The sequence below is a fragment of the Tenacibaculum caenipelagi genome (assembly GCF_004363005.1).
Taxonomy (GTDB): domain Bacteria; phylum Bacteroidota; class Bacteroidia; order Flavobacteriales; family Flavobacteriaceae; genus Polaribacter; species Polaribacter caenipelagi.
Map to the genome: position 1 here is coordinate 341,319 of NZ_SNYH01000002.1, position 25,722 is coordinate 367,040.

Genomic DNA, 25,722 nt, shown 5'->3' on the forward strand with positions numbered 1-25,722 from the left:
TATAGTAAGATTTTTTACTAAAATCTTTGCTAATCAGATTTTTAAATTAAATTTGCTGCATCTGTAATTCGTTACAAAACCTATACACAACTCAATTATAGAAGCGATTGATGGGGCTTCTTAATTCATTTTAAGAAGGATTATTTGTACAAATGCAAGCAACTAATCTAATCTATTTGTTAACTTTAAAAACTCATCTTTCGCTTCTTTTTTGTCGTATAATACATTATACACAGCGTTAATTATTGGAGTTTTTGCACCATTTTTTTGATTGATTTCGTAGGCACTTTTAGTAGCATAATATCCTTCTGCAACCATGCTCATTTCTAACATAGCAGATTTTACAGTATACCCCTTACCTATCATATTTCCAAACATTCTGTTTCTACTAAATGTAGAATATCCAGTAACTAATAAATCACCTAAATATGCTGAGTTATTAATATTACGTTTCATTTTATGAATCTTTTTAATAAAACGTTTCATTTCACGAATACCATTACTCATTAACACCGCTTGAAAATTGTCTCCATAGCCTAAACCATGTGCTATTCCTGCAGCGATAGCATAAATGTTTTTTAGCATGGCAGCATATTCGGTACCAATAATATCATCAGAAATTTTTGTTTTAATATAGCGTCCAGTAATAAATTTACTTAACTCTTTTGCTCTTTCTTGATCTTGACAAGCTAATGTTAAATAAGATAAACGCTCCATTGCTACTTCTTCTGCATGACAAGGACCTGTAATTACCCCAATATTATCGTAAGGAACATTAAATGTATCGTGAAAATGCTCGCCAACAATCAGTCCTGATTCAGGAACAATTCCTTTTATCGCAGAAAAAATAACTTTGTTTGTTAAAGATGCTGTTAGTTTTTCTAACTCATTGTTTAAAAAAGCTGATGGAATTGCAAAAATTAACACATCATAATTTTCAACAATATAATTCATATCGTTAGACAAATCGAGTTGTTCTGGATGCAGCTCTGCTGAACTTAAATAACTTGGATTGTGTTTGTTACGTTTTATATGTTCAATAGCATATACACTGCGCATATACCATCCTATAGTTTCTAAATTTTCTGATAACATTTTAACAATAGCAGTCGCCCAACTTCCTCCTCCTAACACAGCTATTTTAGTTTGATTGCTCATAAGTAATATTTGTTTGTAGTACAAAATTAAGAAATCTATATTCTTCTTTTAAACCTTAAGCTTATTATATTTGGAAGTTGAAAAATTTGAAACATATGAACGTACAAATCATAAACAAATCTAAACACCAAACTCCTACTTATGAAACCGAAGGTTCTGCAGGAATGGATTTACGTGCCAATTTAAATGAACCTGTAATTCTAAAACCTTTGGAAAGAGCTATTATAAAAACAGGATTGTTTATTGCTCTTCCTGTTGGATACGAAGCGCAAGTACGTCCACGTAGTGGACTTGCTGCCAAAAAAGGAATTACTGTGTTAAATTCTCCTGGTACTGTTGATGCTGACTATCGTGGGGAAATCGGCGTAATTTTAGTAAACCTATCTAACGAAGACTTTATTGTAAATGATGGTGAACGTATTGCTCAATTAGTAATTGCTAAACACGAACGTGTACAATGGCAGGAAGTTGAATTATTAAATGAAACTGAACGTGGTGCGGGTGGATTTGGAAGTACAGGAGTTTAACTAAGTTTTTTATATACTTGACTCATTTTTCTCATTTTGTCAAATATTAATTCAAAATCTAAAAAACAATGTGAATGGTATTGGTACCCTACTTTTTTGTAAAACTCAAAAGCTTGAGGTTTTTCATCCATAGTATCTAACCATATCAATTCATATTGTTTTTTTATTGCTTCTTCTTCTAACCAAGTTAACAATTGTTTACCTACTCCTTTTCCTTGAGTCTTTTCGTGTAAATAAATTCGATGAAGCTTTACCATTTTTTGGTTGTCAAATCCTCCTAACTTTTTACCCCATAAAATTCTAAAAATCCCCACTTTTTCTCCGTTATAAAGAATAAAGTAGTAGTTGGTATTATCTTCTAATAATTCTTTTTCTAAATTATTTTTTGAAAATTGAGTTTGTACATACCAGCTACCTTCATCTTTCCAAAAATGTTTGTATGCAGCTTTATAAACTTCATTCATTAAGGTCGAAAGAGTTTTGAAATCTTCTAATTGTATCTCTTCTAGTTGTATACTTTCAGTTACAGTAATTACTTTTTTACTCAAAATTAAACTATAATGTTTTTCTAATTCAAACACATAATTAGTAATATTTTTTAAAAATTAAAACAAATATTTACCTCCTTTTATAAATTTCTTCTCCATCAAAAACCGTTAAAACTACTTTTGTTTGGTTAATTTCGTTTATTGAAGCGGTAAAAATATCTGTATCTAACACTATAAAATCAGCTAATTTACCCGTTTTTAAAGAGCCTACTTTATCTTCTTGTCGCATTACATAAGCACCATTAATTGTATATGCTTTTATTGCTTCTACTAAAGAAATATTTTGTGGCGAGCGAGTTACTGCATTTTGTATCCCAACAAACGGATTTAAAGAGCTAACATTCCAATCGCTACTCAATGTTATTCTTGCTCCAGCTTCTTTTAATGATTTAATAGGAATTTGGTTATCTGCTAATTCTGCACCTAATAAATAATCATTATCATGCCAATACACAGGTTGGGTAAAATCTCCTGCCACTTGAGCATCGGCAGTTACATTTAATCGTGCAAAACGATTTATATCAGTAGCATCTATTATTTCTACATGGGTTAATCGATGTCTTCCTTTTATTGTTCCACTTTGTTCAATAGCATTTAAAGCTTCTGTTACACCTCTATTTCCAATAGCGTGAATATGAAAATCAAACCCTACATTTTCAAGTTCTTTAATGTATTTTGATATTCTTTCTTGGGTAAAATAGTTTAATCCATTATTCGTTGGTAATCCAAAGATATTTTCTTTATAATTTTGATGTAATGCTGCTGTTGTATTGTGCGTAATTCCGTCTGAATATAATTTTATCTGATTAATTTTTAACAGGCTATTTTCATCATTAGAAAACAATTTTTTTAGACTTGAAATTTGCGTTGCATCATCTTCTGTTGGGTATGCCCATAAACCTAAATTAAAGCGTGCTGTTAACTTATTATCATCGGCTAAATTTTTCCATGTTTTATGTTGATCTCTTTTCCAATAAGTTCTAGCATCAGATACTGAAGTTATACCGTGTTTTGCTAATTCAGGTAGTACATAACTAACCATTCCCTCATACTCTCCATCTGCATCATTTAATGAAGTTACTGCTTGTTGGAATACTACATCTCCTGCATTATCTATTAAAATACCTAACAGTTCTCCCTTTTCTTTCATGATAATACCTCCTTGTGGATTTGGGGTAGCTTCGGTTATCCCTGCTAATTCCAAGCCTTTAGAATTTATCCACATTGAATGAGAGGTCTGTTCCATAATAATTACGGGTCTATCAGAAACAGCTTCATCTATTATTTGTAATGGATTTCTTTTAGCTTCAAAAAGTGTATTTATAGAGTGTCCAAAACCAATTAACCATTCTACATTAGGATTATCTTTTGATGCTTTTTTTATAACCGAAATATAATTCTCAGCATTGGTTTCTTCTTCATTTAAAACAAAAGCTGTTGTGGTCGATCCAACTTCCATAGGATGCATATGTACATCATGAAAACCAGGTAGTATTAATTTACCTTTCAAATCTATTTTTATAGCATTTTTATCTGCTTTTTTTTCAGCTTCAGTATTAGAGCCTACAAAGAGTATTTTATTCCCTTTTATTAAAATTGCTTCTGCCCATGGATTGGTATCATCAACAGTAAAAATTTTAGCATTATAATATAGTTTTTCAGAATTAGTTTCTATAGGTATTTTAGGGTCAGTTGAGCAAGAATTTGTAGTGAAAATTACACTAAATAAAATAGTTATTAATTTCATTTTCTTCATATTTTTTGTCTTGTGAAATTAACCTTTTAAAGGCACATAAATTTCAGTTTCGTATTCATTTTCATTATCAGTATGAGCTTCGTGCTTTGTATAAAATTCTAAAAAAGGATGTTCAGAAACTTCATTATGTGTTGTAAACAACCAGTCTTTGAAAATTTTATCGTACGTTTTACTAATTGATTGATAACTGCCAGTATGGATAAAAACTGCATACTTTTGTTCTGGAATTGTTTTTACTTTAAATTTTTTATCTGGTATTTCTACCGTGTCATCAATAACTAAACAAGCATCATAATTAAATGTAATATTTTCTGAAATAATTGGCTCATCCCAAATAATTCCAAATGATTCTGTTTTGTTAAAGTTTATATGTAAATCTTCAGCTTCTTTTAATAATTTATCCCAAACTTCTTCTATTTCACTTTTATAATAATTTGCTTTTACAGTTTTATAAAGTACTTTTTTAGATTTTAGAACTACTATTTTATCCTCAAAAAAGAATGTATTTGTATTTTCTTTCGTTTCTTTTTTAAAAAGTTCTTCTTTTTTATTTCTGTAAATAGCTGGAGATATTCCGTAATGCTTTTTAAAAGATTTACTGTAAGATTGTACATCTGCATACCCTACTTTTTCAGCAATATCTTTAATTTTATCAGATGTAAAAACTAACATTTTAGCACTATTTTCTACCTTTAGTCTTATAACATAAGTTCCTATAGTTTCTTTATATTCTGCTTTGAATATGCGTTGTAAATTTCTGTAAGAAAAATTAGACAGCTCTTCTAAATCTTCTATTAAAATCTTTTCATTGTATCTATTTCTTAAATAGGAAACTACTTGTTGTAACCTATTTATATAGAATTCTTTTGCTTTCATATTACAAATGTAAAAGAGAGTATTTATTTAATTTTTGTCATAAATTGACAATATAGAATGTACAAAAAAAGCTGTTGATTTCTCAACAGCTTTAAAAAATAGTAATAGTTTGAACTTTAAATTTAAATTACTTATTCTTGATTTTCAATAGCTTCTTTAATTTTATTTTCAAGTTCTTCCATTAATTCAGGATTGTCTTTAATAATGCCTTTAACAGCATCTCTACCCTGACCTAATTTAGTGTCTCCATAGCTAAACCACGAACCACTTTTCTTTATAATTCCGTACTCTACACCAATATCTAAAACTTCACCAACTTTAGAAATTCCTTCACCATACATAATGTCAAATTCTGCTTGTTGAAATGGTGGAGCTACTTTATTTTTTACAATCTTTACTTTGGTACTGTTACCAATTACCTTATCACCATCTTTAATTTGTGTTCTACGACGAATATCTAAACGAACCGATGCATAGAATTTTAAAGCATTACCACCCGTAGTTGTTTCAGGGTTACCAAACATAACTCCTATCTTTTCACGTAACTGGTTAATAAAAAATACAGTACAGTTTGTTTTACTAATGGTACCTGTTAATTTACGCAAAGCTTGCGACATTAAACGTGCATGTAATCCCATTTTAGAATCTCCCATCTCACCTTCAATCTCAGATTTTGGTGTTAAGGCAGCAACCGAATCAATCACCACAATATCAATAGCTCCCGAACGAATTAAGTTATCAGCAATTTCTAATGCTTGTTCACCATGATCTGGTTGAGAAATAATTAAATTATCAACATCAACGCCTAAACTTTCAGCATAAAAACGATCAAAGGCATGTTCAGCATCAATAAAAGCAGCAATACCTCCAGCTTTTTGAGCTTCTGCAATCGCATGTATTGTTAAAGTTGTTTTACCTGATGATTCTGGTCCGTAAATTTCTATAATTCTTCCACGAGGATACCCTCCTACTCCTAAGGCTAAATCTAATCCTAAAGAACCTGACGATATTGCATCTACATCTTCTACTTGGCTATCTCCTAACTTCATTACGGTTCCTTTACCGTAAGTTTTATCTAACTTATCTAGTGTAAGTTGAAGCGCTTTTAGTTTCGCTTCCTTTTCTTTATCTGCTGCCATAAATCGTGCTAATTATTTTAATATATAAGAATGGCTAAGTTATGAAAAACTAACTTTAATTTCTCATCTTTTTTATGTTACATATTTGTAATATTGTACTCCTTAAAAATAACAGATGTCAGAGCATCATCACTTTATTATTTACAAACCTTACGGTTTTCTTTCCCAATTTATAACCAATCAAATAAAAGGAGGTAAACACAAATTGTTGGGAGAATTGTATGATTTTCCTGAAAAAACAATGGCTGTTGGTAGATTGGACGTAAAATCGGAAGGTTTGTTATTACTTACTACCGACGGAAAAGTAAGCGATCATATTACTACCAGAGGTAAAGTTGAAAAGGAATATTATGTACAACTAGATGGCGCTATTACTTCAGAAGCTATTGAACAATTACAAAATGGTGTTGAAATTGGTTTTGATGGAAAAAAATATATAACAAAACCTTGTAAAGTTAAATTAATTGATACTCCTGATTTACCTGAACGTTCTAAAAAAATTCGCGATGCTCGTCATGGTCCTACTCCTTGGATATCAGTTACCTTAACTGAAGGAAAATTTAGACAAGTTCGTAAAATGACTTCTGCCGTAGGGTTTCCTACACTACGTTTAGTGCGCGTTCGGGTAGGTGATATTTTATTAGGTAATATGCAAGTTGGTGAAGTTAGGGAAGTTGAAGAATTGATTTAGTTTATTATAAAATTGAATTTTGTATTATTGCGCCGCTATAATTTATTAAATTCAATTAACTATGAAAAAGCTACTTATTTTTTCTATTACTTTATTAACTCATTATTTTTCTTTTTCTCAAGAAGTAGAATCAGACATCTTACAAATTTCCGAAGAAGATTACATTAAAAAAATTGACAGTATAAACAATTCTTTTTCTTACCAAGAAGGTATTATTTCATTAGAAAAAGGTATTGCTAAAATTACTGTTCCTGAAGGATATAAATTTTTAGACGCTAAACAAAGTTCTTATGTCCTTACTGACCTATGGGGAAATCCTCCATCTGAAGTTTTAGGGCTTTTATTTCCTAAAAATATTGATCCTTTAAGCGAAAATTTCACCTATGCCGTTGAAATTACTTATTCTAATGATGGATACATAAATGATGAAGATGCTAAAGATTTAAATTATGATGACTTATTAAATCAAATGCAAGAAGATACCAATGCTTCAAATCCTGAAAGAAAAAAATTAGGTTATCCAACAATGGAATTGATAGGTTGGGCATCTCCTCCTTTTTACGATCAAGAAAACAAAAAATTACACTGGGCAAAAGAATTTAAATTTGAAGGAGAAGATACTAATACATTAAATTACAATATAAGAGTCTTAGGTAGAAATGGATATTTAACTCTAAATGCCATAGGAACAATTAATATACTCCCTGAATTTAAAAAAGATGTAAATCAAATTTTAAAAAGCGTTTCCTTTACTGAAGGTAACAAGTATTCTGATTTTAATCCTGAAATAGATAATGTTGCTGCTTACGGAATTGCTGGTTTAATTGCTGGAAAAATTTTAAGTAAAGTTGGTTTTTTTGCTGTTCTTTTAAAATTTTGGAAAGTGATTCTTATCTCATTAGCAGGTGGATATGCTGCTGTAAAAAGGTTTATCTTTAAAAATAAAGAAGAAGACAAAAAACAAATATCTTAGTAAAAATAAGGCTTAGAAAATTCTAAGCCTTATTTTTTTATCATTCTTATATGCGGAATACCATCTTCTAAATACTCTTCCCCTACTTGTTTAAATCCATGAGATTCGTAGAATTTTTGCAAATAGGTTTGTGCAGAAATGGTTATGGTAGTTTCACTGTAGCTATCAACAATAGCTTTGATAGATGCTTTTATCAAATCGTGTCCGTAACCATATTTACGTTCACTTTCCTTTACTACTACTCTACCAATACTAGGGGTATCAAAATATTCACCACTATTAAACAAACGAGTGTACGCAACTATTTTTCCTTCCTTTTCACCTAAAACATGTAATGCTTTTACATCTTTACCGTCAAGATCTTGATATACGCAATCTTGCTCAATAACAAAAACTTCAGAACGTAATTGCAAAAGCTCATACAATTCTGAAGTTGTTAATTCTTGAAATTTTTTTATTGTAAAATTCATTAATCACAAGCTATTTTGTTAACTCTATTAGCATGACGTCCTCCTTCAAATTCGGTTGATAAAAAGATTTTTACAAAACCTAAAGCCTCTTGTAATGACACAAAACGAGCCGGAATTGTTAAAATATTCGCATCGTTATGTTGACGTGTTAACTCAACCAATTCATTATTCCAACATAAAGCAGCACGAATTCCTTGATGCTTATTAGCAGTCATTTGTGCTCCGTTACCACTTCCACATAAAATAATTCCCATTTCTGCTTGACCAGTCTCTACTGCTTCTGCAGTTGGGTGAATTGTATCAGGATAATCCATACTATCAGTATCATTCGTACCAAAGTTAATTACCTTATGTCCTAATTCTTCTAAAAGTTTAACAATTTCAAACTTATATTCTGTTCCTGCATGATCATTTCCTACAGCGATTGTCATAATTTGTTGATTTTAATTCAGTTGTGAGTTACAAAAATACAGTTATTCACGGTTATCAACAGTAATTAACAATGCTTTTTTTAGTATTCTTAATAACCTCTTAAAAATTAAGGGGTTAAACGATGTTATCAAATTGTTAAGAACTAATAGTATATTCTGAAAAGAAAATTTGATTTTTTATAAAAAATTTACAATACAAGAATCAGTTTTAATTATGCAACTTTTTTTTTAAGATTTTAATGAACATTTATCAACATAAAATTAACCCTTTTTTTACATTCAAAATAAAATTAACTATTCATAAAAAGTAGTGAATTGCTGTTTATAACTTTTGTTAATAACTCTACTTCACAATTGATTTTTAAGATTTTATTTAACTAATAACTTGTTTATTTTTTTTTATAAGTCACTTATCCTAAAAATAAATCCATTTTTTATTCTACATATTAACATACTATAATAACAATCATTTCTTTTTTTAAATTTTAAAAATCTTTTATATTAATAATATAATATGTTGATAACAGTTTTTTAAAAATTAAATTTTTAGTTGTTGAGTCTAATTTTAGTTATTCTCTCAATTAGTAATTCAATAGAATTGTAAGAACGAAGTTTATAAAAGTGAGATTCCTTATGAATTTCCGGTAGACAAACTCCGAAAAAATAGCTATAAATACTAGGTTTGTTAATAAGTACTAATAAGTGTAAAGTAAAGGCTTAAATGGCTTTTTTAGCTGCTTTTATAAGGTAAACAGAATCTTTTGCTTTAACTACCTCTGTAGAAGTTTTATCGTTTAAAGTCGTGTTTATACTTATTACAGTAACAATAATTCCTGTAATAAATATGAAAATAAAAAGTGCTATTATTTTACGTAAGCTTTTCATTTATAATGACTTTATTACTATAAAGACGTATTAAATTAAGAAATGTTACAATTATTTTAAGTTTTTTTTAACTTTTAAGGTATTACGAATTGAATGGCTTTGTTAATTAAACTTACTTTAACAGATCCTTTGCCTATTAACTCTCCATCTGCTTGAATATAAGGTAGTTTACTAATGTTTTTCGGAGTTATTAACAACTCTTTTGATAGGTGTGTTTCTACCTTTTTATGTTGGAGAATTTTACCATTATACAGCTTCTTTATATTGAAGATTAAATCCAAAAAAGAAAAATTTTTAGCAATTGTTATGTCAAATAAGCCATTACTAGAATCTTTATAATCAGTTAATTGCATTCCTCCTCCTGAATATTTACAGATTCCGAATAATGCCATTAAACATTTAGTTTCAATAATTCTACTTCCTATTTCTATTTTAAATGTAGTTTTTTTATAAAAAAATAAACCAGCTATTCCGCTAAGTAAATAAGCAATAGAACCAAATCTTTTTAATTTGTTCAACTTATTAACAACATATCCATCATAACCAATTCCAGCTAGATTATTAAAGTAAGAAGAAGTATTTGACAATTCTAAATAACCAATGTCTTGATATATTGTTTTTTGATGTTTTATAATACTAACTGCTTTTTTTATTTTTTTAGAAATATTATAGGTTTTAATCCAGTCATTTCCAGTACCTAACGGTATTACAGCAACAATAATTTTTCTAGTATCAACTTCACTTTGAGTCATAATTCCGTTAATTATATGATGTAAAGTACCATCACCACCAACAGAAATTATTTTTTTAAAACCTTGATTAATAGCTTTTTGTAATAAAAGTATTTCATGTTTAGCATAGGTTGTTTTAGCATATTCATAATGAATATTATTAAATTTTAATTCTTGTTGAATTTCAATCCAAAACTTATTAAAATTACAACTACCTGCCACAGGATTTACTATTATAAACCATGTATTATCCATATTAATACTTTTAAATCAAGTGCAGAAAATTACAAAAATGAATTTATAACATTTATTTAAAATAAGTAGCATTGATTTTATTCGTACTTTGGTTGAATAATTAAATAAGACGAAAGATTAATGACTAGAAAGAAAAAAATCTACAAAAAAAAGGGTAACGTTATTAAAAACCTTACTCGTAACATTTTCAAAATACTTAACGAAGACAGTAAAAAGAACTATAACTATAAGCAAATTGCTGCTAAATTGGGAGTTTCTGATACCGATGGAAAGACCCAAATTATTCAAAAGTTAGCTGAATTAACAGCTAATAAAAAAATAAAAGAAGTAGATAGAGGTAAGTTTCAAATTAATGAAGATCGTAAATATCATATAGGTACTTTAGATGTTACAACTAACGGAAATGCTTATTTCATTTGTGATGATTTTGAGCATGATATTTTTGTACCTTCAGTAAACTTAGGGAAAGGATTACATAACGATACAGTTAAAGCATACATATACAACAAACGTCGAAGCAATAAACAAGAGGCTGATGTAGTTGAAATTATTGATAGAGCAAAAACAGAATTTGTCGGAGTATTACAAATGAATAAAAACTTCGGTTTTGTGATTCCTGATAGTAACAAGATGTATGCAGATATTTTTATATCTCAAAGTAAATTAAATGGAGCACAAGATGGTGATAAAGTGGTAGCTAAAATTACCGATTGGCCAGAAAACTCTAAAAATCCGTTTGGTAAAATCACACAGGTTTTAGGTAAACCAGGAGATCACGATACCGAAATCCATTCTATTTTGTTAGAATATGGTTTACCATATGAATTTCCTACTGAGGTAGAAAATGAAGCTTCTGAATTACCAATTGAAATTACGAAAGAAGAAATTGCAAAACGTAGAGATATGCGTGGTGATTTAACTTTTACTATTGATCCTAAAGATGCTAAAGATTTTGATGATGCCTTATCGTTTACCGAATTAGAAAATGGAAACTATGAAATAGGAATTCATATTGCTGATGTTTCACATTATCTACAGCCCAAAACCATTTTAGATGAAGAAGCGTATAATAGAGCAACTTCAGTCTATTTAGTAGACAGAGTAGTACCTATGTTACCAGAAATGTTAAGTAATGGCGTTTGTTCTTTACGACCAAATGAAGAAAAACTAACATTTTCAGCTGTGTTTGAAATGAATGATAAAGCACAAGTTATTAACCAATGGTTTGGTAGAACGGTAACTTATTCTGATAAGCGTTTTGCTTATGAAGAAGCACAGGTAATTATTGAAACTAAAAAAAATATTATTCCAGCAGATGTTTCATTAACAGGTGAAACTTACGAAGTGGATGAAAATATTGTTAATGCTACACTAAAATTGGATGAATTAGCTAAGAAAATGCGTAAAAAACGTATGAAATCAGGAGCTATTTCTTTTGATAAAATTGAAGTGAAGTTTCATTTAGATGAAAATGCAAATCCTACTGGAGTATTTTTTAAAGAAGCAAAAGATGCCAATAAATTGATTGAAGAATTTATGCTATTGGCGAATAAAAAAGTAGCTGAATTTGTTGGATTATCTGGTGGAAGACCTAGTAATAAAACCTTTGTATATCGTGTACATGACGAACCAGATGTTGAAAAATTAGCATCTTTACAAAACATTGTTAGTAAGTTTGGCTATAAAATTAATACTGAAACTCGTCAAAAAACATCAGATAGTTTAAACAAACTATTGTCAGACGTTCATGGTAAAGGTGAAGCGAATATGGTAGAAACCTTGGCTATTCGCTCAATGAGTAAAGCTGAATATACCACTCAAAATATTGGTCACTACGGATTAGCATTTGATTATTACAGTCACTTTACGTCTCCAATTCGACGTTACCCTGATGTAATGACACATCGTTTGTTACAACACTATTTAGACGGAGGAAATTCACCAAAAGCAGAAGTGTATGAAGAAAAGTGCAAACATTCTTCAAAAATGGAAGAATTAGCTTCTAAAGCCGAAAGAGATTCTATTAAATACATGCAAGTTAAATACATGCAAGATCATAAAGATGAAGAATTTGAAGGTGTTGTATCAGGTGTTACCGAGTGGGGAATTTATGTAGAGATTAAATCTAATAAATGTGAAGGTATGGTGCGTATTAAAGATATTAAAGATGATTACTATATTTTCGATGAAAAACAATACGCCATAGTAGGTCAATCTACAAAAAACATGGTACAATTAGGAGATGAAGTTGTAGTAAAGGTTAAGAACACCGATTTAGAACGAAAACATCTTGATTTTCATTTAATTTCACATTAAATGTTATTTTTTCAACAATAAATTTTAATATTTGTCTTTATAGTATTGGTATAATTATTGGTTATACTCAATCAACCAATGGAGTTTATTATGAAGAAGTTAGCTATTTTAAGTTTGTTTTTGATGACCGTTATAGCATCAGGACAAACGACTATAACGAAGAAAATTGACAAATTTTCTGAATTAAAGGTGTACAACGGTATTGATGTTGAATTACTAAAGTCAGATACTCCTGAACTTATTATTACTGGAGAAAAGGCAGATAAAGTAAAAATAAAACTAGTTAATAATACTCTAAAAATATCTTTAAAATTTCCTGAGACTAGTGCTGATGGTAAGGCTAAGGTAAAATTATACTATACAAATGATTTGGTTGTTATAGATGCTAATGAAGGGTCAGCAATCACAGGAAAAGATATCAATCAGCAGAATATTGAAATTAAAGCACAAGAAGGAGCTTATATTAATCTTGTTATAGATGTTAAGCATTTAAGAGTAAAAAGCTCTTCAGGAGCTGTTATTAGGCTTTCTGGTACAAGTAAAAACCAAACGATTGATGCTGATTTAGGAGGAATGTATCACGGATATAAGTTAAAAGTAAGTGATATGACAATTGCAAAAGCTGGATCTGGGTCTAAAATTGAAGTTCAAGTAGGTGAAGCTTTAGATGCTAAAGTATCGTTTGGTGGTTCTATTTTTTACAAAGGAAAACCAGAAGTTTTTAAAGATAAAAAAGTAATTGGTGGAGTAATTGAACACCGAAGTTAATTTTGTATCTTTGTAGAGCAAAAATTTAATAAAATGAATTCACTTACTATATTTTTAGGAATGATTGGACCTTGGCAAATTGCCATAGTAGTTGCATTAGTATTATTAATGTTTGGAGGTAAAAAAATTCCAGAGCTAATGAAAGGTTTAGGTACAGGTATCAAAGAATTTAAAGATGCTACTAAAACTGATGAAGATGATAGTGAAAAAAATAAAGTAGAAGAGAAAAAATAAGATAATTATTTATTATAAAAATAAAAACCGAAACATTTAATGTTTCGGTTTTTTTGTTTGATTATAATTTTATAGCCGTACCAGAGGCAGTTACCATTAACATACCACCAGAACCTACCGTTTCATAGTCTAAATCTATACCCACAATAGCATCGGCTCCTAATACTTGAGCTCTTTCTTTCATTTCTTTCATAGCTATTTCTTTGGCTTCTCTAAGTACTTTTTCATAAGAACCAGACCTACCTCCTACGATATCTGTAATACTAGCAAAAAAGTCTTTAAAAACGTTTGCTCCTATAATCGTTTCACCTGTTACAACACCTAAGTAATCTTTTGCAGGTTTATTTTCTAATGAATGTGTGGTTGATAAAATCATATTAATTATTGTTCATTATCTTTTTTCTCTTGTGCTTTTTTCATTGCTTCTCCAATCTGATTACTAGCTGTAAAACTTGCTACCATATCATTTAACATATTACTACCTACTTGAGGTGAATTAGGTAATAAAATTAAGTTACTATTTGTCTCTTCACCTAACGATTGCAATGTATCGTAATGTTGAGTTACAACAATTAAAGCAGATGCTTCTTGACTATTAATACCTACACGGTTTAAAACTTCAACAGATTCTTCTAAACCACGGGCAATTTCACGACGTTGATCTGCAATACCTTGACCCTGTAAACGCTTACTTTCAGCTTCTGCTTTTGCTTTTTCAACAATTAAAATACGTTGCGCATCTCCTTCATATTGAGCTGCTGTTTTCTCTCTATCAGCTGCATTAATACGGTTCATTGCCGCCTTTACTTGTGCATCTGGATCAATATCTGTTACTAATGTTTTTATGATATCGTAACCATAATCCATCATGGCATCATTCAATTCTGTCTTAACAGCGATTGCAATATCATCTTTTTTAACAAATACATCATCTAACTTCATTTTAGGTACTTCAGCACGAACTACATCAAATACATAAGAAGTAATCTGATCATGTGGGTAATCTAACTTATAAAAAGCATCATATACCTTTTCGCGAATTACTTTATACTGTACCGAAACTTTTAATTTTACAAATACATCATCTAGCGTTTTGGTTTCTACAATTACATCTAATTGTTGAATTTTTAAACTCAATTTTCCTGCAATTCTATCAACTATAGGAATTTTTAGTTGTAAACCTGAATGACGAATGCTTTGAAAACGACCAAAACGTTCAATAATAGCAGCAGTTTGTTGTTTTACAATAAAAAAAGAGGATAAAAAGACGATAATTCCGATAAAAATAACCGGATACATGTAAACTGACATAGTTTTAATTTTTAGGATTAGTAATTTTTTTGTTAAAGATACTATTTAAATAATTACCTATTTGACGATTTTTTTTAGAATTGTTACAGTCCTTTTTTAAATATATATTTGTGAAAAATCAATTATATGGAACTTATACAACAAAACGCAACAGAAATTTTAATTCTACTTTTTTTAATTGTTACTTTTTTACAATCTGGTATTGATAAAGTATCTGATTGGAATGGTAACTTATCTTTTATTAAAGATCATTTTCAAAACTCACCTTTAAAAAATTCAGTACCAATTTTATTAGCTGTAATTTTAGTGATGGAGTTGTTAGCAGGTGCATTAATGTTTGTTGGAATTTTCCATTTATCTACAACTGGAAATAATGATATTGCTTTAATTGGAGCAGAGCTTTGTGCTTTGACTTTAATTTTCTTATTAATAGGGCAACGTTTAGCAAAAGATTATGCAGGAGCAATGACCTTGGCAGTTTACTTTTTAATAGCCATTTTTGGTGTGTATTTATTAAATAGTTAAAAGTTATTTTAAATACCTTGATAATAAAAATATTTTATTAAAAAACCTCTTAAAAAATTGATTTTAAGAGGTTTTTATTTTATTAGAAGGTGTTTGTACGTTTTATAGTAATTAACCTTGTATAATAGCTTTAAATAAAGTTTTATCTGTTTTTTAAGACATAAATTAGAGATGAATACTCACCTGTACGTTTTGCTTTCATATTCGACTTCAAACCTGTTAAAAAAGCTTTTATTGGTTGAGATTTTTTTGTTTTGTATTTTTCTGATAATAGAGAAACATAATACGAATCAAATTTCATCGGAAGTACTTTTTCAACGTTTATTTCAACTAACGAAAATATTTTTGAAATAGACGTTTGTGAAAAATGCCATAAATGTCTTGGCACATCAAAAGCAGCCCAATACTCTTTGTAATAATTAGCGTCGTAACTTTTATAATTAGGTACAGCCACTATTAAAACACCATTTGGCTTTAAAAGTTTTTTCAATTGTTGTACATATTCTATTAAATTAGGAATATGTTCTAAAACATGCCAAAGAGTTATTACATCAAATTGTGTGTTTTTAATTTCGGAAATATCTTCTTGTAAAATGATATTTTTACTTTTTGAAAATTCACGAGCTTTTTCAGAGGGCTCTACTCCAGTAATTTTCCATCCATTATTTTTACATACTTTTAAAAAGTCACCTGTTCCAGCTCCAATATCTAAAATTGATTTTTCCTCTGTTTTAAAAGAGTCAATCAATTTTAGCTTTTTCTTTAATGTATAGTTTTTTACTAAATGATAAACTTTGTCAAAAAGTGAATTCTTACTATCTGTGTGTGAAATGTAATTTTCACTTAAATAGTATTTGTTTAAATTATCAGGAACTGGAGAAGTTACTAACATATCAAAACTGTTGTTTTTCATTACCTCGTAACTCTCTTTAGACACTGTATAATCAATGCAGTTTAAATAAGGGGTTAAGTTCTTATAGAACTCTTTTTTTGTAATCAAATTAAATATTGGTGTTGAGTGTTCCTTGTGGAACATTGTTTATTGGTGGGACAATTATACATAAAAAAATAAAACGTTCCACATGGAACGTTTTATTTTTTTATGTTCTAAAATTTTAGAATTTACCTACCCATATATACTAACAGTACAGAAATATCACTTGGTGATACTCCACTTATTCTACTAGCCTGTGAAATTGAAGTCGGTTGTATTTTTGATAGCTTTTCTCTTGCTTCGAATGAAAGAGATTTTACTTTACTATAATCAAAAGTTGATGGAATAGGAACATTCTCTAGTCTATTCAATTTGTCAGCATTGTTTTTTTCTTTTTCAATGTATCCAGAATATTTCAAATGAATTTCTACTTGTTCAATTATTTCTTGATCAATATTGTTTTCTTGAATATAGGTCTCTAATCTTTCAATCGATCTAAAATCAGAAAAAGTTAATTGAGGTCTAGCAGCAATTTTATATAGTTTCATTGATTGATTAATTGTTGCTAAATTTTTACTTTCTAAAATAGGATTTACTTCCTCTTTAGAAACACTCAAATTTGTAATGAAATCTATTAAATTTTGAGTTTTGTTTTTCTTCTCCTCTACTCTGTTCATTCTTTCTTGTGAAGCTAAACCTAACTTATATGATTTTTCTGTCAAGCGTAAATCAGCATTATCTTGTCTTAAAAGAGTTCTGTACTCAGCACGAGAAGTAAACATTCGATATGGTTCTTCTGTTCCTTTGGTAATTAAATCATCAATTAAAACACCTATATACGCTTCACTTCTTTTTAAAATAAAAGGTTCTCTTTCCTGAACTTTTAAAGCGGCATTTACACCTGCCATTAAACCTTGTGCAGCTGCTTCTTCATAACCTGTAGTTCCGTTAATTTGACCTGCAAAGAATAAGTTGTTAATTAACTTCGTTTCTAAGTTATGTTTTAGCTGGGTAGGAGGAAAATAATCGTATTCGATAGCATATCCATATCTAAAGAATTTCACATTTTCAAATCCTGGAATTGAACGTATGGCTTTATCTTGAATATCTTCTGGAAGTGAAGTAGAGAACCCATTTACATAGATTTCAATAGTATTCCATCCTTCTGGTTCTACAAATATTTGATGGCGTTCTTTTTCTGCAAAGCGATTAATCTTATCTTCTACTGAAGGACAATAACGAGGTCCTGTAGATTTAATTCTACCATTAAACATTGGTGAACGATCAAATCCTTCACGAAGTAAATCATGTACTTCAGGATTTGTGTATGTTAAATAACAAGAACGTTGTTTTGATAGTGGTTTTGTTACAGGTAAATATGAGAACTTTTCTGGATTATCATCACCAGGTTGTTCTGTCATTTTACTGTAATCTAAAGAACGTCCGTCAACACGAGGAGGTGTTCCGGTTTTCATTCTACCAGCTTCAAAACCTTTTTCTACTAGATCTTCGGTAATACCTGTAGAAGCTCCTTCACCTGCTCTACCTCCACCAAATGTTTTTTCACCAATATGAATTAATCCATTTAAAAATGTACCAGCAGTAACGATTACTGTCTTTGCTTTTATTTCTAAACCCAAGGCAGTTTTTACTCCTGTGATTGTATCACGATCAAACAACAATCCGTTTACAGAATCTTGATAAAAATCTAAATTTTCTGTTTGTTCTAACATGGTTCTCCAGCACTCTGCAAATTGCATTCTGTCTGATTGTGCTCTTGGACTCCACATAGCAGGTCCTTTTGATTTATTTAGCATTTTAAACTGAATTGCGGTCTTGTCGGTTACGATACCACTGTAACCACCAAGCGCATCAATTTCACGTACTATTTGCCCTTTTGCAATACCACCCATAGCAGGATTACAACTCATTTGAGCAATATTTTGTAAGTTCATTGTAATTAACAAAGTGTGTGCTCCCATGTTTGCACTTGCTGCTGCTGCTTCGCTACCAGCATGCCCACCTCCTACTACAATTACATCGTATGTTGTATTAAATAAACTCATTTTTAATTCAGTTCCACGTGGAACGGTTTTAATTTTTTTCTAAAATTTCTAAACATTCATTTTCTTTTGAACGCATTAATTGTTTCTCTTCATCGGTTTTATCCTTGTATTTCATATAATGTAAAATACCGTGAATAATTACGCGGTGTAATTCGTTTTCAAAAGAAACATCAAATTCTTTAGCATTCTCTTTTACCCTTTCTACAGAAATAAAAATATCCCCTCCTACTAATTTACCTAAAGTGTAATCAAAACTGATGATATCGGTAAAGGTATCGTGCTGTAAAAACTCAATATTTATTTTGTGTAAATAGGCATCATCACAAAAAATATAATTAATTTCTCCTAGCTCAAAACCTTCTTTTTCTATACAAGTTTCTATCCACTTTGAAGTATTTTCTTCGTTGTTTAGTTGAAACTCGGTTTCGTAATTAAATGCAATCATTTCTTTATATCAAATACTGTTCTTATTATCTTATAACTGCTAATTAAAAAGCTGTAGTACTTGACGTGTTTAAAGGCTTTTTAATGCGTTATTCTTTGTTTTTCGGAAGGCTAAAGTATTCTTGAACCTTCTTCTTGTAATTTTGGCGCAAAGGTAGTGATTGTCTGTTTAATATCTCTGTTTGGTTATAAAACAACTTTTTAAATTTTAGTTCTTTGCTAGATGTATTATTAAATTCTTGAAAATTGGTGTTCGATTTACGTTGTTTCTCTCGGTTTTGTTCAAAAGTAGCCTTGTCTAATTTTAATAGTTCGTAGTTTAGTCGTTGCATTCTGTCGATACTTTCTTGTGTAAACCCTTTTTCTAAAATTTCGTTTTCCAATTCCTCCATCTTCTTTAATGCTTTTTTAGCATCTTTATTATCATTATTTCCTTCTTTAATGGCATTTTCTAATTGCTCTCTTAACTGAGATTGCTCTTTGTAAATTTGATATAACTCACCATCTAAATCATCATTTTGTTCACCTTCTCCGCCTTCCTTTTTTCCTTCTTTACCATCTTTTGGTTTGCCTTCATTTTGTTTTTGCATACCCTCCTTCATCTTTTTCATGAGCTCATTTTGTTGTTGAATAATGTCAGGTAAGCTAAACGATTTCCCTTTACCCTTTCCTTTTCCATTACCTGGTTTAGGGTTTTGCATGGCATCTAAAGTGTTACTTAACATATCTGCTAAAGTGTTTGCAGAAGTCATTACATATTGCTGATTAGAGATACCATTTTGAAAAAAATTGTCTGCAAAGTTTTCTAAGGATTGATCTAAGTTATAATGTGCTTGTGCTAATTGATCTTGTACTTTTGATGAAATACTAGGAACACGCATTGAAAGCACAAATAAGCTATCATCAATATGCTCAAAATAAGTTTTAAGCTGATACTGCTTTTGTAAGTTTTTACCAAAATCTGGATGTGCAGAAGTAGATGATGAAAAGACATTCATTAATGCCTCTTGGTCGAAAGAAAATGTGATAAGGTTTTCTAAGATTTGACGCAACCCTTCCATATTCTCTTCTTCCATTTCGGCACTCATTGATTGCATCGATTGTTGCATTTTTTGACTCATTTGCTGCATTTTTTCAGCAGCCTTTTTTTGATTTTGTTTAGCGTTTTGTTGCTTGTTGTTTTCTAAATTTTCTTCAGCTTTGTTTAATTCTTCTTGAGCTTGTTTTTCTAAGTTTTCCATAGAAGGTATATCCATGGGTTGTTTTAGTTTTTCATTGTCTTTTTGAAGTTCTTTTAACTCATTTTTTGTTTCTTGAAATGCTTTGTTAATCTCCTTTTGTTCATCTTTAGAAATGTCTTTCTTGCTTAGCTCTTCTTGTTTTTTTGATAATTCATCTAGTTTATTAGCGAGTTGATTCATTTTTTGCTCTACATAAAAACGTTTAGTCATTTCTAAAATACGTTCTAAGCTACGTTCTTGTTGTTTGTTTTGTTCAGCAAGTTCTTTGGTTTTTTTTATCAAATCTTCTTTGTTTAGCTTATCAGCTAACTTCATTAATTCATCCAATAACTTTTGTTGCTTCTCTAATTTTTTAAGCTCTTCAATACGCTTTTGTAGGTTTTCTTTTTTCTCTTGAAGTGTTTGATTTTCTTCTTTCTTTTCAGAGAAATTTTCTTGTAGTTTTTGGGTTTGACGTTGCATCATTTGCTTGTATTGCTCTTGACGCTTTACTAAATTCTGAATTTTCTTCTGATCGTTCCAGTTAATATTTTTCTTGTTCTGTAAATCGAACTGAATTTTTTCCAATTCTTTTTTACTTTTTTGCTGTTGATCTAACGAGTTTTTAAAGTTTTCAATGTGGTTTTTTTGCTCTTGTAGTAATTCCTCTTCTACTTCTTCTTCCGTTTTTTGACGATAACTAAACTTTTTACTCATTGTTTTTTTACTACCATTTACAAGATCGTTATCATATACCTGAAAATACATTTCGTAATTCACACCTTTTTGTAAGTTTAAATTCCCAGGAAACTCAAAATAGAAAGTTTGAATGTTTTTTTTATTTATTTTAATTGATTGATTTTGAGTATTTTGTGTATTATTTTTATCGTAAAATACCACTTCTAAATTTTTAAATCCGTAATCATCAGTAATTTGACCTACAAATTGTGCATTTCCACGAGTAATACTATCAATATTTGAATTTACTGAAATGGTAGGATATTCATCTTTAATAACATTGATTGAAAATTGTAGCTGTTCGTAATCTTTTAAGTTATTGTTTGATGTCGTAATTTGATAGTGTAAACTTTGATTCAATTGTTTTTTAAATTCAAATTGATTGTTTTCTTTTTGTAAAAAAATCTCTCTTTTTTCTTTATTAATGAAGTTAACTGTATCGGTTTCAGAAGTTTTAATATTCCAAGTAACAATTGTTCCTTGTGGAACAATTAAGTTTCCTGTGTTTTGAATGGTTTCGTTTGCCTTTTTTATATACGAAGGATATTGTAGGTTTAATGAAATATTTTGAATGGATGGGGTGTTGATAATTGTAATCTGATATTCTTGCGAATCAATTCCATTAGCACTAGCATAAAAAGTGATAGGTGCTTGTACTTCAGAAAAAGTATATGAGAACAATCCATTTCCCTCATTTTTTAAAAAATACTGTTGATTGTTAAAATGAATTTTTGCTTCCTGAGGAATTACTTCGCCTTTTGTCTGTAAATACACAGTAATATCCTTTCCTTTAATCACACGTAATTCTTTTGCTGTTAAATCAAAATAAAAAGGAGCTGGAGGGCTGTAGGCTACTGAATGATGTACTACACGATTAAAACTCTCTGAAAGTTTTTTTGTAGTACCTGTAAGCAGAGAAATCATCCAAATAAAAATTGGAATTAAAATGTATTTAAGATATTTTTTATTGCTATTAAAATTAATCGCTTTATTGAAATAAATAGGTTGTAATTCTTTCGATTTTTGTTCTATACTCGCTACTAACAAATCCGATTGTTGAGTTGTTTGTTGCAATTGGAGTACGTTTAACAATTTATCTTTTACCTCAGGAAAATGATTTCCGATAATTTTAGAAGCTTCTTCAAAAGAAATTCCTTTTTGCAACCCCATGATTTTAAAAATAGGAAAGCATATAAAGCGGAATAACAAAAACAATTCTACAGCAATAAAAAACCAAAATAAGATTGTTCTTGAAGTAGGTTTTAACCAAAGAAAATACTCAATGAATAATGTAAAAAAAAGATATATTAACCCTAATGAAACAAATAAGATGCTTCCTTTTATCAATTCATTTGTGTAGTATTTTCTACTGAATTGCTGTAACTTTTGTTGTATTTTATTAAAATTTCCCATAATCAAGTATAAAAATACGAGTTTTATAAGGAACTCTTAGTTAAAGATTTGTGTAAACGATGGTAAGTCTTGTAAGAAATGAATAAAATCGTAATAAATATGAAAAAATAAGGAAAAACCATACTTTTTATACGGGTAAATAAGACTTAAGTATTTAAAGTTGAATTAAATTGCTAGTACTAATTTTAAAAACTTTAAAGATGTTAAAAAACATTTCAGATTTAGGTATTACTATAAGTAAAACTGAACAAAAAACAATTAATGGAGGTTGGAGAAACATAAGATGTTTTACTGATAAAGATTGTCCACCTTGGGATTCTTTTTGTTATAATGGATATTGCCAGTATAAATAATATTACAAAAAGCGAGTTTTAACTCGCTTTTTTTTATTGATAATTAATTTTTATTATTCTTAATTAAGAAAATAAGATTCAAAAACTTGAAAAAGGATGTGTTTACCTCACTTTTTTTACGGTAAAATTTTAATCTTAAAATTAAAAATAGAATAGATTGCGTTTTTATTAATATTTAAATTTTAAACTATGTTAAAGAACATTTCAAAATTAGGTTCAGTATTGAACAAGCAAGAACAAAAAATTGTTAAAGGAGGATATACAGCACCAGTAGAAAGATGTCATGATGGTTGGGAATGGGCAATGGATTATGCTACAGGTTCATGGGTATGTATTCCTAGTTTAGATGATTAATAATAGTAAACAGTAAAAAGCGAATATTTGTTCGCTTTTTTTTATTTCTCCTTCTTCTTTTTCTTTTCTATTAACATAGAACTATCTTTGCGTTTTCAAATTTGATTTAAAAAATGACTGAGAACGTAAGAGTACGCTTTGCTCCGAGTCCGACAGGACCTTTACACATGGGTGGTGTAAGAACTGCCTTATTTAATTATTTATTTGCTAAAAAATACAACGGAACTTTTGTATTACGTATTGAAGATACCGATCAAACACGTTATGTAGCCAATGCTGAACAATACATTATTGACTCATTAGAATGGTGTAATATTCCGTTTGATGAAGGTCCGGGTAAGAATGAAAAATTTGGACCGTATCGTCAGTCAGAACGTAAAGATTTATATAAAAAATATGCCGATGAATTGATAGAAAAAGGATGGGCATACTATGCATTTGATACAGCTGAAGAATTAGATGCACATCGTAAAGATCATGAAGAAAAAGGAAAAACATTCATTTACAACTGGCACAATCGTCAAAAATTAAACAATTCATTAGCACTTTCTGCTGATGAAGTTGCTACAAAAATAAATGCAGGAGAAAAATATGTAATCCGTTTTAAGACTCCACAAGACGAAACCTTAATTTTACAAGATGAAATCCGTGGAACTATTAAAGTTGAAACAAATACATTAGACGATAAGGTATTGTTTAAGTCAGATGGTATGCCAACCTATCATTTAGCCAATATTGTTGATGATCATTTAATGGAAATTTCACACGTTATTCGCGGTGAAGAATGGTTACCTTCTCTCCCACTTCACGAATTACTATATCGTTCATTTGATTGGAAAGCACCAAAATTTGCACACTTACCATTAATTTTAAAACCGGTAGGAAAAGGGAAATTAAGTAAGCGAGATGGAGATAAATTAGGATTCCCAGTTTTCCCGTTAGAGTATACGAACGAAGAAACTGGTGATGTTTCACGTGGATATAAAGAAGATGGTTATTTTGCAGATGCATTTATCAATATGTTAGCTTTCTTAGGATGGAATCCAGGAACAGAACAAGAAATTTTTAGTTTAGAAGAATTGGTTGCAGCATTTGATTTATCTCGTGTAAGTAAATCAGGAGCAAAATTTAGCCCAGATAAAACCAAATGGTTTAATCAACAGTATTTACAGCAAAAATCTTCTGAAGAACTTACAACGTTATTCTTGCCTATTTTGGAAGAAAAAGGAATTGAGGCAGATAAAGAGCGTGTAGAAAAAATAGTTTCTTTAATAAAAGAGCGTGCTACGTTTGTGGCAGATTTTTGGGAATTATCTAACTTTTTCTTTGTAAACCCATCAGAATATGATGAAAAAGCCGCAAAAAAGCAATGGAAGCCTGAAACTGGCGCGTTAATGCAAGAGTTAATCGGAGTAATTTCAACAATCGAAGACTTTTCAATAGAGAATGCTCAAACAGAAATTAAAGGGTGGATTACTTCAAAGGAAATAGGTTTTGGTAAGGTAATGCAACCTTTGCGATTGAGTTTAGTAGGCAAACTTGCAGGACCAGATTTGTTTGATATTATGACAATGATTGGTAAAGAAACCACGATTACAAGAATACAAAATGCGATAAACGTATTATCATAAAACAAAAAAAGCCGCTTATTAAGCGGCTTTTTTTTTATATTCTAAATATCTTTTTTATATACGGTCATAATAACAAGACGCTGAAGATTTTGAGCGATGACCACCTTTTGACATACTACTCCAATTTAATTTAAACACAATACCTAAGGTTCCCTGAATGTGCGAGCGCATACTTTCATATCCTTCAAATGAATGTTTGTAATACAATTGTGGATTGATACCTATGTTATCACTAACCCAAAGGATTCCTCCCGCTCCAGCATTAAGAGTCGGAGTCATTTTACGTTCAGAATCTACTACACTACCTCCTATAAATACATACGGAGCAAACTTATCAAACATAGCATCGAAGTTATAACGAAAAGAACCATCCATAGAAAAATATTTTGCTGAATTCTTAATAAATCCAACATCGTCTATGGTGTTAAACGACATAGCACCGTCAAAAGAAAAATGACCACCAAGAGGCATGGTTAAACTTAAAACAGGTACTTGAAATAAATATTGATCACCAATATAAGCGGCATCACTTTCATTAAATTTTGTGATTCCGAATCCTACACCTATTTGCCAAGAATCATTTAAGTTTTGTGAAAAAACAGAAGTCGTTAAACAAGTTAAGATGGCTATGAATAATATTTTGTGTTTCATGGGGAAATTGTGTTTATGAGTAATAACTAATTTATAGGGTTTTTAGTATAATTAATCTGTTTGATATTCTATTTTAATATTTGTAAAAAAGCATCCGAATTGTTCTTGTTAAAAAAACAAAAGGATAGTTTCTTTAATTCATTTTACATAAGGTTGCAAAATAATGTAATTTTATGGAGTATGCCAACTTCTTCTTTGGCGACACCGTATTAAAAAAAATCAATAAATGATTTCGAAACAAAATCATCATAAATTTTTGTCGAAAGTAAACAATTCTCTCTAAAAACAAAGTATTATTTTTTCTTATAAAAAACATGTTTTTCA

Annotated in this window: 26 protein-coding genes; 10 read left to right on the forward strand and 16 right to left on the reverse strand. The window is 29.7% G+C overall.

Annotation, left to right across the window (positions count from 1 at the left end; all coding sequences use genetic code 11):
- Window positions 1–162 precede the first annotated feature (162 nt).
- A complete protein-coding gene (locus DFQ07_RS05080) occupies window positions 163–1,158 on the reverse strand; it encodes an NAD(P)H-dependent glycerol-3-phosphate dehydrogenase (RefSeq protein WP_133535191.1) in 996 nt (331 codons plus the stop codon).
- Between the two features lie 95 nt (window positions 1,159–1,253).
- Here DFQ07_RS05080 and dut point away from each other — a divergent pair, with 95 nt between their 5' ends.
- Complete coding sequence (gene dut / locus DFQ07_RS05085; RefSeq protein WP_133535192.1) at window positions 1,254–1,685, forward strand: dUTP diphosphatase; 432 nt, start codon at window positions 1,254–1,256, stop codon at window positions 1,683–1,685.
- Here the strand turns inward: dut and DFQ07_RS05090 are convergent.
- The 4 genes from DFQ07_RS05090 to recA form a co-directional block, all read right to left on the reverse strand.
- Window positions 1,682–2,233 carry a GNAT family N-acetyltransferase gene (locus DFQ07_RS05090; protein WP_243743934.1) on the reverse strand — a complete coding sequence of 184 codons (552 nt, stop codon included), beginning with the start codon at window positions 2,231–2,233 and terminating at the stop codon, window positions 1,682–1,684. The genes dut and DFQ07_RS05090 overlap by 4 nt on opposite strands.
- 70 nt (window positions 2,234–2,303) lie before the next feature.
- Window positions 2,304–3,980, reverse strand: coding sequence for an amidohydrolase (locus tag DFQ07_RS05095; protein ID WP_208107672.1), 1,677 nt, complete (start codon window positions 3,978–3,980; stop codon window positions 2,304–2,306).
- A gap of 27 nt (window positions 3,981–4,007) precedes the next feature.
- Entirely contained in the window at window positions 4,008–4,865 is an 858-nt protein-coding gene (locus DFQ07_RS05100; RefSeq protein WP_133535194.1) for an AraC family transcriptional regulator, read from the reverse strand.
- 131 nt (window positions 4,866–4,996) lie between these two features.
- Window positions 4,997–6,004 (reverse strand): recombinase RecA, encoded by a 1,008-nt coding sequence (recA, locus tag DFQ07_RS05105; RefSeq protein WP_133535195.1) that lies wholly within the window; start codon window positions 6,002–6,004, stop codon window positions 4,997–4,999.
- Between the two features lie 115 nt (window positions 6,005–6,119).
- On the opposite strand from recA, the gene DFQ07_RS05110 reads away from it, so the two are divergent.
- On the forward strand, window positions 6,120–6,695 hold the full coding sequence (locus DFQ07_RS05110) for a pseudouridine synthase (protein WP_133535196.1): 576 nt from the start codon (window positions 6,120–6,122) through the stop codon (window positions 6,693–6,695).
- 61 nt (window positions 6,696–6,756) lie between these two features.
- Window positions 6,757–7,668 (forward strand): DUF2167 domain-containing protein, encoded by a 912-nt coding sequence (locus tag DFQ07_RS05115; RefSeq protein WP_133535197.1) that lies wholly within the window; start codon window positions 6,757–6,759, stop codon window positions 7,666–7,668.
- Between the two features lie 29 nt (window positions 7,669–7,697).
- Here DFQ07_RS05115 and DFQ07_RS05120 read toward each other — a convergent pair whose 3' ends face one another.
- The 4 genes from DFQ07_RS05120 to DFQ07_RS05130 form a co-directional block, all read right to left on the reverse strand.
- Entirely contained in the window at window positions 7,698–8,138 is a 441-nt protein-coding gene (locus tag DFQ07_RS05120; RefSeq protein WP_133535198.1) for a GNAT family N-acetyltransferase, read from the reverse strand.
- The gene (gene rpiB, locus DFQ07_RS05125) at window positions 8,138–8,569 is read right to left on the reverse strand and encodes a ribose 5-phosphate isomerase B (RefSeq protein WP_133535199.1); all 432 of its coding nucleotides are present in this window, start codon (window positions 8,567–8,569) and stop codon (window positions 8,138–8,140) included. The genes DFQ07_RS05120 and rpiB overlap by 1 nt, the downstream gene beginning before the upstream one ends.
- A 717-nt stretch (window positions 8,570–9,286) precedes the next feature.
- Window positions 9,287–9,454, reverse strand: coding sequence for a hypothetical protein (locus DFQ07_RS15495; protein WP_166627721.1), 168 nt, complete (start codon window positions 9,452–9,454; stop codon window positions 9,287–9,289).
- A 74-nt stretch (window positions 9,455–9,528) separates the two neighbouring features.
- Window positions 9,529–10,440, reverse strand: coding sequence for a diacylglycerol/lipid kinase family protein (locus DFQ07_RS05130; RefSeq protein ID WP_133535200.1), 912 nt, complete (start codon window positions 10,438–10,440; stop codon window positions 9,529–9,531).
- A 120-nt stretch (window positions 10,441–10,560) separates the two neighbouring features.
- On the opposite strand from DFQ07_RS05130, the gene rnr reads away from it, so the two are divergent.
- The 3 genes from rnr (at window position 10,561) to DFQ07_RS05145 (ending at window position 13,758) form a co-directional block, all read left to right on the forward strand.
- A complete protein-coding gene (rnr, locus tag DFQ07_RS05135) occupies window positions 10,561–12,756 on the forward strand; it encodes a ribonuclease R (protein ID WP_133535201.1) in 2,196 nt (731 codons plus the stop codon).
- A gap of 90 nt (window positions 12,757–12,846) precedes the next feature.
- Window positions 12,847–13,524: a head GIN domain-containing protein gene (locus tag DFQ07_RS05140; RefSeq protein ID WP_133535202.1), complete on the forward strand. Its 678-nt coding sequence runs from the start codon at window positions 12,847–12,849 to the stop codon at window positions 13,522–13,524.
- Between the two features lie 33 nt (window positions 13,525–13,557).
- On the forward strand, window positions 13,558–13,758 hold the full coding sequence (locus DFQ07_RS05145; protein ID WP_133535203.1) for a twin-arginine translocase TatA/TatE family subunit: 201 nt from the start codon (window positions 13,558–13,560) through the stop codon (window positions 13,756–13,758).
- A 61-nt stretch (window positions 13,759–13,819) separates the two neighbouring features.
- On the opposite strand, the gene DFQ07_RS05150 is transcribed toward DFQ07_RS05145, so the two are convergent.
- Both DFQ07_RS05150 and DFQ07_RS05155 read right to left on the reverse strand, forming a co-directional pair.
- Window positions 13,820–14,134 (reverse strand): heavy metal-binding domain-containing protein, encoded by a 315-nt coding sequence (locus tag DFQ07_RS05150; RefSeq protein ID WP_133535204.1) that lies wholly within the window; start codon window positions 14,132–14,134, stop codon window positions 13,820–13,822.
- A 5-nt stretch (window positions 14,135–14,139) separates the two neighbouring features.
- Window positions 14,140–15,069, reverse strand: coding sequence for an SPFH domain-containing protein (locus tag DFQ07_RS05155; RefSeq protein ID WP_133535205.1), 930 nt, complete (start codon window positions 15,067–15,069; stop codon window positions 14,140–14,142).
- A 126-nt stretch (window positions 15,070–15,195) separates the two neighbouring features.
- Between DFQ07_RS05155 and DFQ07_RS05160 the strand changes: the two genes are divergently transcribed.
- Window positions 15,196–15,594 (forward strand): DoxX family protein, encoded by a 399-nt coding sequence (locus DFQ07_RS05160; RefSeq protein WP_133535206.1) that lies wholly within the window; start codon window positions 15,196–15,198, stop codon window positions 15,592–15,594.
- A 142-nt stretch (window positions 15,595–15,736) separates the two neighbouring features.
- On the opposite strand, the gene DFQ07_RS05165 is transcribed toward DFQ07_RS05160, so the two are convergent.
- From DFQ07_RS05165 to DFQ07_RS05180, 4 genes are all read right to left on the reverse strand, one after another.
- Window positions 15,737–16,630, reverse strand: a complete 894-nt coding sequence (locus tag DFQ07_RS05165) for a class I SAM-dependent methyltransferase (RefSeq protein ID WP_133535207.1) — start codon at window positions 16,628–16,630, stop codon at window positions 15,737–15,739.
- A gap of 86 nt (window positions 16,631–16,716) precedes the next feature.
- Entirely contained in the window at window positions 16,717–18,594 is a 1,878-nt protein-coding gene (gene mnmG, locus DFQ07_RS05170; RefSeq protein WP_133535208.1) for a tRNA uridine-5-carboxymethylaminomethyl(34) synthesis enzyme MnmG, read from the reverse strand.
- A 28-nt stretch (window positions 18,595–18,622) separates the two neighbouring features.
- Window positions 18,623–19,039: an rRNA maturation RNase YbeY gene (ybeY, locus tag DFQ07_RS05175; RefSeq protein ID WP_133535209.1), complete on the reverse strand. Its 417-nt coding sequence runs from the start codon at window positions 19,037–19,039 to the stop codon at window positions 18,623–18,625.
- Between the two features lie 88 nt (window positions 19,040–19,127).
- Window positions 19,128–22,409 carry a DUF4175 family protein gene (locus tag DFQ07_RS05180; protein WP_133535210.1) on the reverse strand — a complete coding sequence of 1,094 codons (3,282 nt, stop codon included), beginning with the start codon at window positions 22,407–22,409 and terminating at the stop codon, window positions 19,128–19,130.
- Between the two features lie 200 nt (window positions 22,410–22,609).
- Between DFQ07_RS05180 and DFQ07_RS15500 the strand changes: the two genes are divergently transcribed.
- From DFQ07_RS15500 to gltX, 3 genes are all read left to right on the forward strand, one after another.
- Window positions 22,610–22,762 carry a hypothetical protein gene (locus DFQ07_RS15500; protein WP_166627722.1) on the forward strand — a complete coding sequence of 51 codons (153 nt, stop codon included), beginning with the start codon at window positions 22,610–22,612 and terminating at the stop codon, window positions 22,760–22,762.
- 189 nt (window positions 22,763–22,951) lie between these two features.
- Window positions 22,952–23,116, forward strand: a complete 165-nt coding sequence (locus tag DFQ07_RS15505; RefSeq protein WP_166627723.1) for a hypothetical protein — start codon at window positions 22,952–22,954, stop codon at window positions 23,114–23,116.
- Between the two features lie 113 nt (window positions 23,117–23,229).
- Entirely contained in the window at window positions 23,230–24,747 is a 1,518-nt protein-coding gene (gltX, locus tag DFQ07_RS05185) for a glutamate--tRNA ligase (protein ID WP_133535211.1), read from the forward strand.
- A gap of 54 nt (window positions 24,748–24,801) precedes the next feature.
- On the opposite strand, the gene DFQ07_RS05190 is transcribed toward gltX, so the two are convergent.
- Window positions 24,802–25,398 carry a hypothetical protein gene (locus tag DFQ07_RS05190; RefSeq protein ID WP_133535212.1) on the reverse strand — a complete coding sequence of 199 codons (597 nt, stop codon included), beginning with the start codon at window positions 25,396–25,398 and terminating at the stop codon, window positions 24,802–24,804.
- Window positions 25,399–25,722 lie beyond the last annotated feature (324 nt).

Coding starts and splice junctions, on each gene's coding strand:
- DFQ07_RS15500 (WP_166627722.1), top strand. CDS start 22,610: ATGTTAAAAAACATTTCAGATTTAGGTATTACTATAAGTAAAACTGAA.
- DFQ07_RS05110 (WP_133535196.1), top strand. CDS start 6,120: ATGTCAGAGCATCATCACTTTATTATTTACAAACCTTACGGTTTTCTT.
- DFQ07_RS15505 (WP_166627723.1), top strand. CDS start 22,952: ATGTTAAAGAACATTTCAAAATTAGGTTCAGTATTGAACAAGCAAGAA.
- DFQ07_RS05155 (WP_133535205.1), bottom strand. CDS start 15,069: ATGTCAGTTTACATGTATCCGGTTATTTTTATCGGAATTATCGTCTTT.
- DFQ07_RS15495 (WP_166627721.1), bottom strand. CDS start 9,454: ATGAAAAGCTTACGTAAAATAATAGCACTTTTTATTTTCATATTTATT.
- rpiB (WP_133535199.1), bottom strand. CDS start 8,569: ATGACAATCGCTGTAGGAAATGATCATGCAGGAACAGAATATAAGTTT.
- DFQ07_RS05190 (WP_133535212.1), bottom strand. CDS start 25,398: ATGAAACACAAAATATTATTCATAGCCATCTTAACTTGTTTAACGACT.
- DFQ07_RS05145 (WP_133535203.1), top strand. CDS start 13,558: ATGAATTCACTTACTATATTTTTAGGAATGATTGGACCTTGGCAAATT.
- DFQ07_RS05150 (WP_133535204.1), bottom strand. CDS start 14,134: ATGATTTTATCAACCACACATTCATTAGAAAATAAACCTGCAAAAGAT.
- rnr (WP_133535201.1), top strand. CDS start 10,561: ATGACTAGAAAGAAAAAAATCTACAAAAAAAAGGGTAACGTTATTAAA.
- DFQ07_RS05165 (WP_133535207.1), bottom strand. CDS start 16,630: ATGTTCCACAAGGAACACTCAACACCAATATTTAATTTGATTACAAAA.
- DFQ07_RS05120 (WP_133535198.1), bottom strand. CDS start 8,138: ATGAATTTTACAATAAAAAAATTTCAAGAATTAACAACTTCAGAATTG.
- gltX (WP_133535211.1), top strand. CDS start 23,230: ATGACTGAGAACGTAAGAGTACGCTTTGCTCCGAGTCCGACAGGACCT.
- DFQ07_RS05130 (WP_133535200.1), bottom strand. CDS start 10,440: ATGGATAATACATGGTTTATAATAGTAAATCCTGTGGCAGGTAGTTGT.
- DFQ07_RS05095 (WP_208107672.1), bottom strand. CDS start 3,980: ATGAAATTAATAACTATTTTATTTAGTGTAATTTTCACTACAAATTCT.
- DFQ07_RS05160 (WP_133535206.1), top strand. CDS start 15,196: ATGGAACTTATACAACAAAACGCAACAGAAATTTTAATTCTACTTTTT.
- DFQ07_RS05080 (WP_133535191.1), bottom strand. CDS start 1,158: ATGAGCAATCAAACTAAAATAGCTGTGTTAGGAGGAGGAAGTTGGGCG.
- DFQ07_RS05100 (WP_133535194.1), bottom strand. CDS start 4,865: ATGAAAGCAAAAGAATTCTATATAAATAGGTTACAACAAGTAGTTTCC.
- recA (WP_133535195.1), bottom strand. CDS start 6,004: ATGGCAGCAGATAAAGAAAAGGAAGCGAAACTAAAAGCGCTTCAACTT.
- DFQ07_RS05180 (WP_133535210.1), bottom strand. CDS start 22,409: ATGGGAAATTTTAATAAAATACAACAAAAGTTACAGCAATTCAGTAGA.
- mnmG (WP_133535208.1), bottom strand. CDS start 18,594: ATGAGTTTATTTAATACAACATACGATGTAATTGTAGTAGGAGGTGGG.
- dut (WP_133535192.1), top strand. CDS start 1,254: ATGAACGTACAAATCATAAACAAATCTAAACACCAAACTCCTACTTAT.
- ybeY (WP_133535209.1), bottom strand. CDS start 19,039: ATGATTGCATTTAATTACGAAACCGAGTTTCAACTAAACAACGAAGAA.
- DFQ07_RS05140 (WP_133535202.1), top strand. CDS start 12,847: ATGAAGAAGTTAGCTATTTTAAGTTTGTTTTTGATGACCGTTATAGCA.
- DFQ07_RS05115 (WP_133535197.1), top strand. CDS start 6,757: ATGAAAAAGCTACTTATTTTTTCTATTACTTTATTAACTCATTATTTT.